Genomic DNA, 14,838 nt, shown 5'->3' with positions numbered 1-14,838 from the left:
ACCGGGCCGACGAACTTGCCAACGGGTGGCCTGCGGCGGGGAACGTCCCAGGGATTGACGTCCCCCGTCCGCAGGTTTCCCGTGTGGTCCGAGACTGCGGGGGCAGCGCGGCACTCGGACCAGACCCGACCTGCCAGGGCGCGGTTGGCAGGTCAGGAAGACTGGGTTCCTTGCGTACAACGGGAAATGACAGGAGGAGTTACTGGCGCGACGGAACTAGACGGTCACAAATCGCGCAGAGGGCAGAGATGTCCCGTCTTGCTCAGTCGGGTGACGTGCTCGGCAGGCCGGGAAGGCTGCCGGGCGAACGTCCGTCGCTGCGTTCCTCCACCGACCACGTGGCGGGCGGGAACAGCGAGTTGTGCGACGTCAGAACGGCGAGCACGCCGCGCGTGCCGCCGGAGTTGTCGGTGTGGCCGGACGACGCGGAGGCCGTCGCGGTCACGGGTGCCTGCTGCGGCGTGGGCAGCGGCGCGTCCGGTCCGGGGGTGGTCCAGGTGAGGTCGCTCACGGGCGCCGGCGCGGTCTTCGTGGTGGCCGGCACGGGCAGGTCGGGCAGCAGTGGCACGACCTTCTTGACGGACACGACGGGCGGCGCGGGAGGCGGCGGGGCCGGCAGTGCGGCGGCGAGCTTCGCGGCCTTCTTGGCGGCGCGGACCTCGGCCTTGACCCTGAGCACCTCGGGCGGGGCCTCGTTCGACACGGTGCCGGACCGGGTGTTGCCCTGGGTGCCACCGGTGAAGTCGAGGACAGGGCCCTCGTCTTCCTGGGGCTCTTCCTGGGACGGGCTCGGCTCGACCGCGACGGGTGGCACGAGCCTGGCCGGCTGGTGCTGTTCGATCACCGCGGCGGTGAACGCCTTGGCCCAGCCCGCGGGATCCTCGAGCAGCTGCGGAGCCTCGGCGGCGGATTCGGTGGTGATCTCGACGACCGGTGGTTCCTCTGCGCTCGCGGACGCGTTCGTCCCGCTCAGCAACCAGGCGGCGGCGGTCAGCCCGCCGAGCGCGGCGGCCCGCAGCAGCAGTGCGCCAGCTCCACCGTTCGCCACAGGATCACCACCCGTCCACCGAAGAGGTCACCGCCAACGCCACAGCGCCGTCGGAGGTCGACGTTGAGCTATGTCTAGCACTGGTGAGTGACTTTGCGAACCAACTCGGCACAAAACACTCGGAAGGGCGGTCACGTGCGGCTGTCCGGGTTGCCCTGATCAGGCATGAACACCGTGTGTGTCGTCATCGGATCGAGTGACATTGCGCCTCGGTCCCCTGTGGACCGTGTCGCGGCGGGGGATGGTGTCCGATGTGGACACGCCCAAGCAGGTCAACAGCCTCTCTGAGCTGGTCGATCACGCCCATAGTGCCCTCGGCCCGGTGCACGTGCATGATCCTGAGGGTCCAAACGAGTGTTTGGTCCGTTCGGGCGAACTGATCGTGCTGCCGCCGGAAGCACCCACTGTGCGCAAGCGCTTGCGAGGCGTCTACTCGCACGAGGAGATCTCAGCAGGCGCCATCCGGATGTTCTTGAAAGCGTCCGAACGAGCGCACGTCGTGGACATCGCCGCAGACGTCGGTGCCACGCCGAACCACGTCCATCTCTCCTGTCCGATCATGATCGGCACCTCCCGGCCGGTGGTCGGCGAACGCCTGCCGGAACTGCTGGGCGAGGGCACTGTCGCGTTGCTCGACACCCCTCTCGACGCCCCGCACGGTTCCTTGGTGGCCGGCGTCCTGCGCCACCACGGCGCCGCCGTCCGTCCGTTCCCGGTGCTCTCCGCCAGCGGCTTCGGTGACGACCTGGCCCTTGCCGCCGCCCTGCGCGCCACCCGCTCGCTGCCGGTCGTCGTGGTCGCCTCGGGTACGTACACGTTCAACGACGAGTGCCCGCCGGTCCTGGCCTCCTACGGTCACAACGTCGTGGCTGCCGCGGGCAACGGCGGCTCGTCTCGACCGTGGTGGCCCGCTGCTTCGCCATCGGTGACGGCCGTGGGCGCTTCAGCCCCGTTCTCGGGGCACGGCCCGTGGGTGGACGTAGTTGTTGACGGCGTCGACGTACCGGCCACGGTGGGTTCGACGCAGTTGCTGTGCACCGGCACCTCCTTCGCCGCCGCTCTTCACGCCGCCACCCTGGTCCCGGTGCCGTAGCAGCTGAACCCGAGATGGGCGACGGCTCTGGCCGCCTCGGCCGGGTGATCGATGAGCCGATGCACCTCCGCCATGGCCGCGCTGACCTGCGCGTCCGGCACCGGCAGCACGCTGGCGATCACCGCTCTGGTCCCCGCGTCCAGAAACGCGCGCGCCAGTCCCGACTCGCAGGCGGACAGCACGACGATCTCGGGCGGGTGCTGGATTCGCGCGATGTCGTAGCCGTAGAGCGGCCCGTCCTCCAGTTCCAGGTAGGAGAACAACGGGTTCTCCGGGTGGACATGCCCGTGTGCCGCGATGTGCGCGACCCCCGAGCCTTCGAGCACTCGCAGTGCCCCGTCCACAGTGGACGCTGTGGTGCCGCCGAGTTCTCTTTGCAGCGCAGGCACTTCCTCACGGTGCAGTCGTGGCCCGGCAATCCAGACCCGATGGCCGCCTCGGCTGGCGGGTCGCCACTGCCGCAGCGACGGAATGACGTGGACTCGCCGGCCGAGCGCTGCCCACGGCACGTCGTGCAGCACGCCGTCCGGGATCACCACGACCTCGTCGACGTCGGGCAGCAGCGCGGGCGCCGTTCTTCCGGCCGTGACCGCCAGCCTGGCCTCGGCCACCAGCCGGGCGGGGTCGGGCACGTCGCGCAGGCTCGCGCGGCCGTTCAGCACGGTGACCGCCCGCATCTGTCCATTGTGGAAGATGAAACTGACCAGCGGCAGCCCGAAGTGCTCGCCCGAGGCGTGCCGCGCACGTGGTGACGTGGCCAGGGTCAGCCTGCGGACATCGCGCTCGAACGGTTCCAACGGCATCCCGAACGCCCGTGCCCGCCGCAGTCTCGTGAGTGCCTGAGCGAGCTCGGGTTCGTTGGGAGGCAAGGGCGCCGAGCGACGGTGCTCCTCGGACCAGCGCAGCACCTCGCGAGCCGTCCGCGCCAGCCCGAGCGCATGCCCGGTCAGCTCGTGGCGAGGCCAGTCGCCGTGGTGTTCGTCGAGCAACCGGAGCCCAGCCCGGCAGGCAGCCAGCGTCCCGCGCCGATCAGACCTGCGGGCCTGCGCGAGCCAGCCGAGCGCCCGCGTCTGCACCGGCCCGCGAAACCGATGGGCCGCAACGGCATCCAGCTTCCCGGCGGCGAGCATGAACTCGACGTCGGAACCGCGGTGCCTGCGCGCGGGCCCCGGATCTCCGTCGCGCAACGAACAGCGCGCACTCAAGATCGCCAGTTCCGGCACCTGCCGATTGCACTTGCGGAGCAGTTCCAACGCCGGCGCCAACACCTTCCGCGCCTCCGCCGTGAGCCCGGCCGCGAGCAACGCCTCGGCCCGGTCGACCAGCGCCTCCGGCCTGCTCGCCGAGTCGAGCCCGGCCTTCGCCGCGTCCTCGTACCGCCGCAGCGCGAGGGGCAGGTCGCCGGCGAGCATCGCCACGAACCCCCTGTTGTGCAGGCACATCGCCGCCCTTCGCGGTTCACCGATGGCCTGCAGCAGGTTCTGCGCGGCGGTGAAGTCGGCATCGGCGTCGGCCAGTTTCGTGGCGCCGCACCGGGCAATGCCCCGGCCGACCAACGCGTTGGCGAGCCAACGCTCGTCACCACACCTCCGCAGGTCCTTGATGACCGACGTGAGTTCCGCGATCGCCAGCCTGGGATCGGCCGAGCCGCAGAGGTGGAGCCCGCGCAGACACCGCGCCCGCGCCAGTTCGGGACCTTTGAGATGCGGTGTGGCTCGATCCAGGTGGCGGAGGCTGTGCTGACGCCGGCCGCGGTCCAGGTCGATCCACGCGAGCGTGAGGTGAAACCGAGCCTCACCGGTGAGCCGCAGCCCGCGTTGGGCGAACCGAGCGGCGACGTCGAGATGACCCAACTCGACGTGGGCGATGCTCAGGTCGTGCAGGGCGTCGGCACGCTGGGCTTTCGTGCCCCGGACTTCGGTGGTGTCGATGGTCGTCCGCGGGTCTGAGCTGGCGCTCATGCGACGAACCACCCCGTCGTCAGCCCCAGCTCGGGCACGGTCACGCACAACGGACCGGGCCGGACGTCGGCGCGGAACCACCCCTCGGCGTCCGGGCGGAGTGCCTGGGTCGTGGTGGGCGAGCGGACCTCGACGGACACGCCCTTGTCGTCGAGCACGCCGGTCAGGCGCAGGCCGTCCGGTGCGGAGTCGAGCTGCAGATACATCCGGCCGACGCCGACGTGGAACACCAGCTGCCGGGACGGGCCACGGACAGGTTCGTCCACAGGGTCCATCGGGTCGAGGCCGGTCGCGTGCGGTGCCAGGACGGGCGGCGGAGCGTCGGTGCTGAACAGGTCGGCGATCTCGTCGAGCAACGAGTCCCTCATCGCAGGTCCCCCACCTTCCGCCGCAGGTCAGCAAGGCACCGGCTGCGCGTCGAGCCAACGCTCCCCACCTTTATCCCCAGGGCGTCGGCAACCTGTGCATAACTCAGCTCAGGGCTGTGGGCAGCGATCCGCAACAGCCGCTGACACCGCTCGTTCAACGTCATCAACGCGGCCCACAACCGCCGCTGCCGGTCGTTGGTCAACACGACCTCCTCGGGCGCTGGCAGAGGGGATTCCGGCTCCCACAGGTCGTACGGCACCTCACGCCCGCGCGCTCGCACCACGGCGATCGACTGCCGGGTGGCGGTACGGACCAGCCATGTGCCGAGGTGGTCGGGCTCTCGGAGGCGAGTCAGGTGTTCGGCCAGGCAGAGCCAGGTGCACTGATAGACATCGGCGGCGTCGGTGTGGCTCAGACGGAACGATCTGGGCACCGACCAGACCAGCCGCGAGTAGCGTTCGACAAGCGCGTCCCAGCCGTGCAGGCCCGTGCGCCAGCCGCGGAGAACCTCTGTGTTCGAGTCCATGCCATTTGGAGTCGAACCCCGGTGCCGAGGCTCCCCGTCTCACCCGAAAGTGCGTTGTCCACACCTGTGGAGGAACTCATCCACACCTGTGGACAACTACAGCTTGTGGAGGCGCTCCACCGCTTCGTCGATCACCGCGTCCTGCTTGCAGAACGCGAACCGGATCAGGTGCTGCCACTGGTCGGGCCGGTCGGTGAACACCTGGACGGGCACCGCGGTGACGCCGATTCGAGCCGGCAGGTCACGGCACAAGGCCAGGCCGTCCGTGTACCCGAGCGGCCGGACGTCGGCGCAGATGAAGTACGTGCCCTCGGACGACCGCACCTCGAACCCGGCCGCGCGCAGACCCTCGGCCAGCCGGGCGCGCTTCGAGGACAGCGAGTCACGCAGTTCGCCGACCCAGTCCAGTTCGGTGGTCAGGGCGTGGGCGACGGCGGGCTGGAACGGCGCCCCGCCCACGAACGTCATGAACTGCTTGGCCGCCCGGACCGCGCCGACCAGCTCGGCCGGACCGCACACCCAGCCGATCTTCCAGCCGGTGCAGTTGAACGTCTTGCCGGCACCGGAGATCGACAGGGTGCGCGAGGACATCCCCGGCAGCGAGGCCAGCGGGATGTGCACGAGGCCGTCGAACACCAGGTGCTCGTACACCTCGTCGGTGATCGCCAGCAGGTCGTGCTCGACGCACAGGGAGGCGATCGCTTGGAGCTCCTCCAAGCGGAACACGGTCCCGGTCGGGTTGTGCGGCGAGTTGACCAGGATCGCCCGCGTCCGCGGCGTCACGGCCGCGCGCAGAGCGTCCACGTCCAACGCGAGCCGGCCAGAGGAGTCCTCGCGCAGGCCGACCGTCACCCGCGTCGCCCCGGCCATCGCCACGGAGGCGGCGTAGGAGTCGTAGTACGGCTCGATCAGGATGACCTCGTCGCCGGCCTCGACCAGCGCCAGCAGCGACGCCGCGATCGCCTCGGTGGCACCGACCGTCACCAGGATCTCGGTGTCCGGGTCGTACGAGAGCCCGTACCGCGACCGGTGCGCGGCCACCGCGTTGCGCAGCACCGGCATGCCGGGGCCGGGCGGGTACTGGTTCACGCCGGACGCGATCGCGGACTGGGCGGCCGCGAGCATCGACGCCGGACCGTCGGTGTCGGGGAAGCCCTGACCGAGGTTGACGGCGTCGTGCTGCACGGCCAACGCCGTCATCTCCGCGAAGATGGTCGACGTGAACGGCTGCAACCGGGGAACTAGCGCTGGTACCCGCACAACGCAGGATCTTGACCTGAATCTCGTCTTGAGGGAAGCCCGGCCCCTTGGCGATCAGGAATCGAACGTGTGTTCTACGCTCATGATGTGAAGATCGTCGTCCAAGTTCGCCTGCTGCCGTGTGCCGCTCAGGCTGCTGCACTTGAGGCGACTCTGCTCGCGTGCAACGCGGCAGCGGACCGGGCGTCGTGTGTGGCGTTCGAACGGGGCGTGCATTCCCGCAATGACCTGCAGAAGTTGGTCTACGGCGAGATGCGGGGATCTGGGCTGGGGGCTCAGGCGTCGGTGCGGACGGTGAAGAAGGTGGTCGATGCGTATGCCAGCCTGCGCGCGAGCATCCGCACCGGGCATTTGACAGGCCTCCGTCGGCTCAAGGCTGAGAGCAAGCCGATCAAGTTTCGTGAAGGTGCAGCACAGCCGTTCGACGACCGCATGCTTTCGTGGCAGCACGAAGCTCGGACGGTGTCGATCTGGACTACAGCGGGTCGGTTGAAGGGTGTTCGGTACGCAGGGCATTCCAGTCAGCTCGCAGCGCTCGTCGCACATCGCGAAGGCGAATCCGACTTGGTACTGCGTGACGGTAAGTGGCTGCTGATCGCCACCTGTGATGTGCCGGAACCCCCGTCATCCGAGCCGGGTGACTGGATCGGAGTGGATCGCGGCATCGTCAACCTCGCGACCACCTCGGACGGAACGAACTTTCAAGGTCGTCGACTGCGGCGCTATCGGCGGTGGCAGGTGCGAAAGCGCGCAGAGTTGGAGGCCCGGCGCACCAAGTCAGCGACTCGTCGGCTCCGTCGGCGTGCTCGTCGGGAACATCGTCATGTGACTCATCTCAACCACGCCATCGCCAAGGAGTTGGTGGCTGTCGCGAAACGCACCGGCCGTGGTGTCGCCCTCGAAGACCTGAGCGGCATCCGCGATCGGGTACGGCCTCGGCGCGACCAGCGAGCCATCCATTCCTCCTGGCCGTTTCAGCAGCTCGGCGCATTCATCGAATACAAGGCCAAGCGCGTCGGTGTGCGGGTGATCACCATCGATCCGCGCTACACCTCGCAGATGTGCCCAGGTTGTGGGCACACGGCGCGCAACAACAGAACCAGTCGCGACCTCTTTCGCTGTCGCCAGTGCGGCCTCGCTGGGCCTGCCGATCACGTCGCTGCGATCAACGTGCGCAACCGCGCACGCTCAGCGTGGGTACCTGTCAACGTGCCCGAACCGGCTGCCTGAGCGCGGCGGTTGATGCGGCCTGTCCTCCACAGCCAGTGGTGGGCAGAGAACGCGACCCCGGCTTGAACCAGTTGAGCGGTCAGCTCAACCCTCAAGCCGAGAAGTTGACGGACAATGGCGTTGTGGAGCAACTGACCGCCGCTGACCAGCAGAAGCGCACCGACCTGCGCAAGATGAAGCTCGTCGCGACGAGCTTCCTCGTCGGGGCCACGGTCATCTTCTTCGGCACGCACGCCTTCGAGGGCGCCTGGGTCGGGTACGTGCGAGCGGCCGCGGAGGCCGGCATGGTCGGCGCGCTCGCGGACTGGTTCGCCGTCACGGCGCTGTTCCGCCGGCCGCTCGGCCTGCCCATCCCGCACACCGCGATCATCCCGGAACGCAAGAACATGTTCGGCCAGACGCTCGGTGACTTCGTGGGCGTCAACTTCCTCAGTCCCGAGGTCGTGCAGGACAAGCTGAGGCGAGCGGGCATCGCGGAGCGGGCCGGCGCGTGGGTCAAGCAGCCGGAGAACGCCGAACGCATCACCAACGAGCTCGCGAACGTCATCAAGGGCGCGATCACCGTGCTCAAGGACGAAGAGGTCCAGGCCGTCCTGGAGCACGCGATCGTCAAACGCATCACCGCACAGCCCTGGGGACCGCCGCTCGGCAAGCTGCTCAACCAGGTGCTCACCGACGGCGCGCACCACAAGCTCGTCGACCTGATGTGCGACCGCGCGTACGAGTGGGTGCGGGACAACTACGACAAGGTCAGCCTGATCGTCACGGACCGCGCGCCCACGTGGTCGCCCAAGTTCGTCGACGCCATGCTCGGCGACAAGGTCTACACCGAGCTGGTCAACTTCGCCTGGGCGGTGAAGACCGACGTCAACCACCCGATGCGGCTCGCGGTGGACCAGTTCCTGCTCGAGTTCTCCTCGGACATGCAGACCGACGAGGCCACCATGCAGCGGGCCGAGCAGGTCAAGCAGCAGGTGATCACGCATCCGGACGTCCAGAAGCTGATCGACAGTGCTTGGGGCACGGCCAAGAAGATGCTGATCGATGCCGCCGAGGACCCGTCGAGCGAACTCCGCAAGCGCGTCACGCAGGGCCTGATCACGCTCGGCACCAACCTCACCGACGACCCGGAACTGCGCGCCAAGGTCGACGGCTGGCTGGAGCAGGCCGCCGGGTACGTCGTCGGCAACTACCGCGCGGAGATCACCACGCTGATCACCGACACCGTCGAGCGGTGGGACGCGGAGGAGACCTCGCGCAAGATCGAACTGCAGGTCGGCAGGGACCTGCAGTTCATCCGGATCAACGGCACCGTGGTCGGCGCGCTGGCCGGCCTGGTGATCTACACGGTGGCCAACGTGCTGTTCTGAAGTTCCGTGTTCTGGGCGCGTGTCCGTTTTCGGAACGTGCGCGCTTTCTCCCGGTTGCCGCACACCTGCATCGAGCACCAGGTGCGCGAGCGGTTGCGGGAGCGGTCGAAGAACGCACGCAGGCAGTCGTCGGCCGGACAGATCTTGAGGCGCTCCCAGGAACCCAGCACGGCGAGGCGGGCCGACGCGGCGAGCACCGCGCCGAGAGCGTCCGCGCTCGCCAGCATCGGGACGCCGTCGGTCAGCTCGATGTGAACCACACCGGCCGCGGTCTGGGGCCCTGAGGACCCCTCGATCGACGACCGCAGCGCCGCTCTCGCGGCGCGCGCCTGTGCGATTTCCCCGCTCCGCCCGAGGCCGCGCTCGGTCACCCATGCGCGCCAGGAGGCTTCACTGTCCAGTACGTGTCGAGTGTTCAGGAAGTCGAGCAGCAGCTCGACGTCGTGATCCCAGCCGACAGTCAGACCAGTCACCCCACCACTGTAGGCGCCACGGCGGTGGCCCGTCAGGGCATCTGATGAATACACCCGGTGTATACATGGTGTGTATAGTGCTTCTCATGTCGATCGGACACGCACTGTTGGGCCTGCTAGAAGGCGGTCCAAGGCATGGTTACGACCTCAAGCGCGCCTACGACGAGCGCTTTGGGCAGGACCGGCCGTTGCACTACGGACAGGTGTATTCGACCCTGTCGAGGTTGCTGAAGAACGGCTTCGTGACCGAGGCCGGCGTCGAGGCCGGCGACGGTCCGGAGCGCAAGCGGTACGCGATCACGGACGCCGGGGTCACTGATGTGGAGCGCTGGCTCGGCACGCCGGAGAAGCCAGAGCCGTACCTGCAGAACACGCTCTACGCGAAGGTGGTGCTGGCGCTGCTGTCCGGCCGCAGCGCCGCGGAGGTGCTCGACACCCAACGCTCGGCGCATCTCGACACGATGCGCGAGCTGACCAGGCGCAAGGGCGACGGCGACCTCGCCGACCAGCTCATCTGCGACTTCGCCCTGTTCCACCTCGAAGCGGACCTGCGGTGGCTCGAACTGACCGCGGCGCGCCTCGACAAACTCGCCGAGGAGGTGGCCCGATGACGAACACCCTGCTCAGCGCTGAGGGCCTCCACAAGTCGTTCGGGAAGACGAACGCGCTGGACGGTGCCGACATCTCGATCCGCGAGGGCGAGGTCGTCGCGATCATGGGCCCGTCCGGGTCCGGCAAGTCCACCCTGCTGCACTGCCTCGCGGGGATCCTGCCGCCGGACACCGGCACGGTGACCTACCGAGACCGAGAGCTGACCGCCATGAACGACGGCGCGCGCAGCGAACTGCGGCGGACCGAGTTCGGGTTCGTCTTCCAGTTCGGTCAGCTGGTGCCGGAGCTGACCTGCCTGGAGAACGTCGCCCTGCCACTGCGGCTGAGCGGCATGAAGCGCAGGGACGCCGAACGGGCCGCGCAGGTGTGGATGGCCCGGCTGGAGGTCGACACCGTCGCCGACCAGCGGCCCGGCGAGACCTCTGGTGGTCAGGGGCAACGCGTGGCGGTGGCCCGCGCGCTGGTCACGGCACCGAAGGTGATCTTCGCCGACGAACCGACCGGCGCGCTCGACTCGCTCAACGGCGAGCGGGTGATGCACCTGCTCACGACCGCGGCCAGGGAGACCGGCGCGGCGGTCGTGCTGGTCACGCACGAGCCGCGGGTCGCCGCGTACTCGGACCGCGAGGTCGTGGTGCGGGACGGTCGTGCGCGGGACGTGGAGTTCGTCAGGTGAACCGCGTCCTGAGCGACCTCGCCCTGGGCGTCCGGCTGGCCGTCGGGGGCAGCCGGAAGTCCTGGGTGAGGCTCCTGCTCCAAGGCATCGGCATAGGCATGTGCGTGGCGGTGCTGCTGCTCGCCGCGTCGATCCCGACCGCGTTCGGCAACCGCGACCTGCGCGCGGACGGTCGCGACGTCGTGGCCAAGGGCACCGGGGCCGCGCCGCTGCTGCTGGAGACCTCGTCGGTGGCGTTCCGCTCCGACTACGTCATGGGCTCCTACGTCCGCGTCCTCCGGCCGGACGCGCCCAAGCCGCCCGGTGTGGAGCGGTTGCCGGCCGACGGCGAGGTCGTCGTGTCACCGAAGCTCGCGGCGTTGCTGGCCGGTCCGGAGGGTGAGCTGCTGCGGCCGAGGTTCCCGCAGAAGATCATCGGCACGTTCACCCAGGAAGGCCTGACGGGGCCGCAGGACCTGCGGTTCCTCGCTGGCGACGCGTCGATCGAGCAGAACCCGGGCAACCAGGTCTACGCGTTCGGCGGCACCCGCCCTGGTGGCGGGCTGCCGACGATCCTGTTGATGCTCAGCATCGTCGGCGCGGTCGTGCTGCTGTTCCCGGTGCTGGTGTTCGTCAGCGTCTCCACCAGGCTCGCCGCGGCTCAGCGCGACCGCAGGCTGGCGGCGTTGCGGCTGGTCGGGGCCGGTGCCACGCGGGTGCGGCTGATCGCCTCCGGTGAGGCGCTGGCCGGTGCGCTGGTGGGGCTCGTGATCGGGTTCGGGCTGCTGTTCGCGCTCCGGCCGTTCGCCGACGACATCCCGATCGCCGAGCTCGCGGTGTTCCCGAGCGATCTCACGCCGACGTTGCCGTTGACGCTCGTCGTGGTCGTCGCGGTGCCGGTGCTGGCCGTGCTGACCTCGGTGTTCGCCATGCGCCGGACGATCATCGAACCGCTCGGGGTGGTGCGCGAGCAGAAGCCGGTGAAGCGCAGGCTGTGGTGGCGGGTCGTGCCGGCGCTGGTCGGCGCGGCGCTGCTGGCGAGCCAGTTCGGCAGGCTCGACGAGACGTCGAAGCCCGCACAGTGGCCGGTCGTGGGCGGTGTCGTGTTGCTGATGTTCGCCATCCCGGTGCTGCTGCCGTGGCTGGTCGAACGGGTCGTCTACCGGGTGCGGGGCGCCACGCCCGCGCTGCAACTGGCCGTGCGGCGGTTGCAGCTCGACGCGGGCACGGCGGCGCGGGTCGTCGGCGGTGTGGCGGTGGTGCTCGCCGGCACGGTGACGCTGCAGGTGATCCTCGCGGGCGTCGAGCACGAGGTGAAGGCCGACGAGAGGCGGGAGGTGAACTACAACTACCTCTCTGTCACCGTGAGCGAGCCCAGTATCCAGCCGGAACTGCCAGGCCTGCTGGCCGGCGCCAAGGGCGTGATCGGTGTGCACGAACTGACGCGCACGTACGGGACGTTGCCCGCTCACGGGTACATCGACATCGGCATCGGGCCGTGCTCCGTGCTTCAGTCGATGGCGAGCATCACGCACTGCACGGACGGCAAGGCGTACGTCGTGCGAGAAGCCTCCGGCGGGACCAACCCCGAGGCCGGCGACTCGATCGAGGTCGAGGACAGCGGCGCCAGGTGGACGGTGCCCGCGGTCGAGCAGGCGAACGGTGCCCGCCCCGGTCTCTACCTCACGCCCGCCGCGGCCAAGGGCTTCGGCGTCGTCAAGGGCAGGACCGAGTTGCAGGCCCAGCTGGACCCGGCATTGCCCGACGTCGCGGAGCACGTGCGCAACGCCATCGCGCCCTACGCGTGGCGGGTGTTCACCTACTACGTCGGCCAGGACGACATCGACGAGATCGAGCAGGTCTTCTTCGCGGTGCGCAGGGCGCTCTACGCGGCCGCGCTGCTCACGTTGTTGCTCGCCGGGGCGTCGCTGCTGGTCGTGGGGCTGGAACAGGTGCGGGAACGACGCCGTCCGCTCGCCGTCATGGCCGCCAGCGGGGTGCCGCGCGGCACGCTCGCCCGGTCGCTGGTGTGGCAGAACGCGATCCCGTTGGTGATCTCCACGGTGGTGTCGGTCGCCACCGGCATCCTGCTCGGCGTGCTCGTCACACGGGTGTTCGGCAGCGAGGTGGCCTACGACTGGGCGGGCATCGGGATCGTCACCGGCATCTCGGTGGGGCTGGTCGTGCTGGTCACTGCTCTGACGTTGCCTTCGCTGAGAAGGGCGACCGGAGCACTTGGGTTGCGGACCGAGTAGTGACCTCGTGCTCTGCCAGGCGGTCCTGCACCAGTCCGTGCCGGAACTGGTAGCAGGCCCCCGCCCGGCAGAGCACGCCCAGCCTGCGCGCGTCCTCGAGGAAGACCATCAGCTCCCAGGGCAGTTTTCCGCGCAGTGCCAGCCAGATCCGCGCCACGGTGAACCACCACCAGCGCAGGTGCAGCACGGCCAGCGCGAAGCCGAGCATCAGCCCGGACGCGAGCCCCAGCCCGACCATTCCGGTCTGGCCGGGCCCGAACACCAGTGCCGCCGCCGAACCGAACACCACGGCCAGCACCAGAGATCCGGTCCACACCGCGATCCGGTCGCGCGCCATCGTCCACTGAGGACTGGACGCCTGTGACAGCTCGGCGGCGCTCGACAACGCGAACCGCAGCGCGACCGCCACGGCGAGACCGAGTCCGACCACGAGACCGGCGGAAAGTCCGTACAGGGCCCCGAAGACGAGTCCGGCCGCGAGCCCGAGCACACCGGGCACGAGCAGCAGACTGCGCCAGATGCCCAGGCGCGGCTTGGCTTTGCGTTCCTGCGACGCGGTCAGCGCGGCCGCGCCGACGCCGATGCCCGCGACCAGACCGGTGATCGGGGCGAGTGACGGCGTGATCGAGTACGCCATCAGCCAGCCGACGCCGAACCCGCCGATCGCGCCCAGCACCAGCGCGCCGAGCAGCGCGAGCCACGTGCTGCCGACCGACCGGCGCAGCTCCCACCAGGCCAGTTCGCGGATGCCCCGGTCGCGCATCTCGTGGGCGAGGAACTCGAGCCAGCGGCGGGCCCGGTCGCGCGGCCAGACCTGCGTGGCCTTGGCGTGGTGCGCGAACGCGCGGTTGCCGAACGCCCTGGACACCAGCTCGTCGCAGAGGTGGTCGGAGATCGCCCGCGCGTCCGGGAAACGGCCGCGGTCGAGCAGTTCGGTCGGCTCGGCCTCGTTGTCCGCGTAGACCATGCTGGCCAGCCACATCGTCAGCGGCGTGGACAACGCGTCGGCGAGCCGGCCGTCCGGTTCCTCGCGCAGCTGGATGAACACCGGCTCCCACCGCGCCGCGCCCACGGTGTCCGCGCTGGCCCGCAGGTAGGCGGCGACCTCCTCCAGGTCGAGGGGCGCCAGTTCGACGACGTCCGCGCCGGGCAGCGGTCCGGCGAGGTGAACGGACTGCGCGTACTCGGCGGTGCGGCAGGTCAGCACCAGCGGGCGCTTGGCGGGGAACGCCTTCGCGATCCGGGCGAGCGCGTCCGCGCGCTGGTGGGCCGGGATGTCGTCGAGGCCGTCGAGCACGGGCAGGACCTTGTGCTGCTCGACCAGCAGGTCGCCGGCGTAGCTGCCGTACAGCTCGGTGTTGCGCAACGCCGGGTGGTCCTCGTACAGCCTGCGCGTGAGCCACGTGCGGATGTCCTCGACCGCCGGGTTCCACGTCGACAGCGGCAGCAGGACCGGCACCATGCCGCCGTCGTAGCGGTCCAGCAGGCCGCACGTCAGCAGCATCGCGACGGTCGTCTTGCCGGTGCCCGCCTCGCCGACGATCACCATCCTGCGGTTGATCTGCCGTTCGAACGCGCCGACCACCGCGTCACTGCGTCCGGGCGGCGCGTCCGGCTCGTCGCTCATGTCCAGCTCGGCCGCGGTCCAGTGCAGGTCAAGCACGTCCGGGTCGGTGAGGCCGCGCGAGCGCACCTCGTCGTTCCACTGCGCCTGCAGCCCGATCGCCAGTGCCCGGCACGCGGCGTCGAGGTGCTCGTCGCTGCTGAGCTCGGCGTTGTGCCGGCGGCGGACCCACGGGTCCAGGACCGCTAGGAACACGAGAAACGCCAGTGCCAGAACGATCAGCCACAAATGCGGGTTGATGCCGTGGTCGGTCACGAACAGACCTGCCGCGGTGAGCAACGCGGTCAGCACGCAGCCGGCCAGCAATGCCTGCTGGCGGAATCTGGACATGCGTCGCATCATGACGCACCGCATCCGTCAGG

The 14,838-nt window shown here is 69.5% G+C and carries 13 protein-coding genes; 6 read left to right on the top strand and 7 right to left on the bottom strand.

The features are described 5' to 3' along the window. Positions 1-262 precede the first annotated feature (262 nt). Positions 263-1,048 (bottom strand): hypothetical protein, encoded by a 786-nt coding sequence (locus tag B0F77_RS25315; RefSeq protein WP_086665469.1) that lies wholly within the window; start codon positions 1,046-1,048, stop codon positions 263-265. A gap of 406 nt (positions 1,049-1,454) precedes the next feature. Between B0F77_RS25315 and B0F77_RS25310 the strand changes: the two genes are divergently transcribed. Then, the gene (locus B0F77_RS25310; protein ID WP_143466900.1) at positions 1,455-2,141 is read left to right on the top strand and encodes a S8/S53 family peptidase; all 687 of its coding nucleotides are present in this window, start codon (positions 1,455-1,457) and stop codon (positions 2,139-2,141) included. Here B0F77_RS25310 and B0F77_RS25305 read toward each other — a convergent pair. From B0F77_RS25305 to B0F77_RS25290, 4 genes are all read right to left on the bottom strand, one after another. Further along, a complete protein-coding gene (locus B0F77_RS25305; protein ID WP_086665467.1) occupies positions 2,111-4,102 on the bottom strand; it encodes a CHAT domain-containing protein in 1,992 nt (663 codons plus the stop codon). The genes B0F77_RS25310 and B0F77_RS25305 overlap by 31 nt on opposite strands. Continuing rightward, positions 4,099-4,470, bottom strand: a complete 372-nt coding sequence (locus B0F77_RS25300; protein ID WP_086665466.1) for a hypothetical protein — start codon at positions 4,468-4,470, stop codon at positions 4,099-4,101. The genes B0F77_RS25305 and B0F77_RS25300 overlap by 4 nt, the downstream gene beginning before the upstream one ends. Further along, positions 4,467-4,997, bottom strand: a complete 531-nt coding sequence (locus B0F77_RS25295) for an RNA polymerase sigma factor (protein ID WP_086665465.1) — start codon at positions 4,995-4,997, stop codon at positions 4,467-4,469. The genes B0F77_RS25300 and B0F77_RS25295 overlap by 4 nt, the downstream gene beginning before the upstream one ends. A 96-nt stretch (positions 4,998-5,093) precedes the next feature. Next, positions 5,094-6,257: a pyridoxal phosphate-dependent aminotransferase gene (locus tag B0F77_RS25290; RefSeq protein ID WP_086665464.1), complete on the bottom strand. Its 1,164-nt coding sequence runs from the start codon at positions 6,255-6,257 to the stop codon at positions 5,094-5,096. A gap of 87 nt (positions 6,258-6,344) precedes the next feature. On the opposite strand from B0F77_RS25290, the gene B0F77_RS25285 reads away from it, so the two are divergent. Then, positions 6,345-7,487, top strand: a complete 1,143-nt coding sequence (locus B0F77_RS25285) for an RNA-guided endonuclease InsQ/TnpB family protein (RefSeq protein ID WP_086665463.1) — start codon at positions 6,345-6,347, stop codon at positions 7,485-7,487. A gap of 122 nt (positions 7,488-7,609) precedes the next feature. After that, positions 7,610-8,857 carry a DUF445 domain-containing protein gene (locus B0F77_RS25280; protein WP_425435718.1) on the top strand — a complete coding sequence of 416 codons (1,248 nt, stop codon included), beginning with the start codon at positions 7,610-7,612 and terminating at the stop codon, positions 8,855-8,857. Here B0F77_RS25280 and B0F77_RS49100 read toward each other — a convergent pair. Beyond that, complete coding sequence (locus B0F77_RS49100) at positions 8,830-9,330, bottom strand: CGNR zinc finger domain-containing protein (protein ID WP_245848606.1); 501 nt, start codon at positions 9,328-9,330, stop codon at positions 8,830-8,832. The two genes, B0F77_RS25280 and B0F77_RS49100, sit on opposite strands and share 28 nt — an antisense overlap. Positions 9,331-9,416: 86 nt before the next feature. Here B0F77_RS49100 and B0F77_RS25270 point away from each other — a divergent pair, with 86 nt between their 5' ends. Genes B0F77_RS25270 through B0F77_RS25260 form a run of 3 tightly spaced genes read left to right on the top strand, consistent with a single transcriptional unit; the run spans position 9,417 to position 12,852 of the window. Beyond that, positions 9,417-9,941: a PadR family transcriptional regulator gene (locus B0F77_RS25270; RefSeq protein WP_086665579.1), complete on the top strand. Its 525-nt coding sequence runs from the start codon at positions 9,417-9,419 to the stop codon at positions 9,939-9,941. Further along, positions 9,938-10,618, top strand: coding sequence for an ABC transporter ATP-binding protein (locus B0F77_RS25265; protein ID WP_086665462.1), 681 nt, complete (start codon positions 9,938-9,940; stop codon positions 10,616-10,618). The genes B0F77_RS25270 and B0F77_RS25265 overlap by 4 nt, the downstream gene beginning before the upstream one ends. Then, positions 10,615-12,852 (top strand): FtsX-like permease family protein, encoded by a 2,238-nt coding sequence (locus B0F77_RS25260; protein ID WP_086665461.1) that lies wholly within the window; start codon positions 10,615-10,617, stop codon positions 12,850-12,852. The genes B0F77_RS25265 and B0F77_RS25260 overlap by 4 nt, the downstream gene beginning before the upstream one ends. Here B0F77_RS25260 and B0F77_RS25255 read toward each other — a convergent pair. After that, entirely contained in the window at positions 12,788-14,806 is a 2,019-nt protein-coding gene (locus B0F77_RS25255; RefSeq protein WP_245848605.1) for an NACHT domain-containing protein, read from the bottom strand. The two genes, B0F77_RS25260 and B0F77_RS25255, sit on opposite strands and share 65 nt — an antisense overlap. Positions 14,807-14,838: the final 32 nt, after the last annotated feature.

This window comes from Lentzea kentuckyensis (assembly GCF_002150765.1).
GTDB lineage: Bacteria > Actinomycetota > Actinomycetes > Mycobacteriales > Pseudonocardiaceae > Lentzea > Lentzea kentuckyensis.
This window is presented reverse-complemented; position numbering and strand designations above follow the sequence as displayed.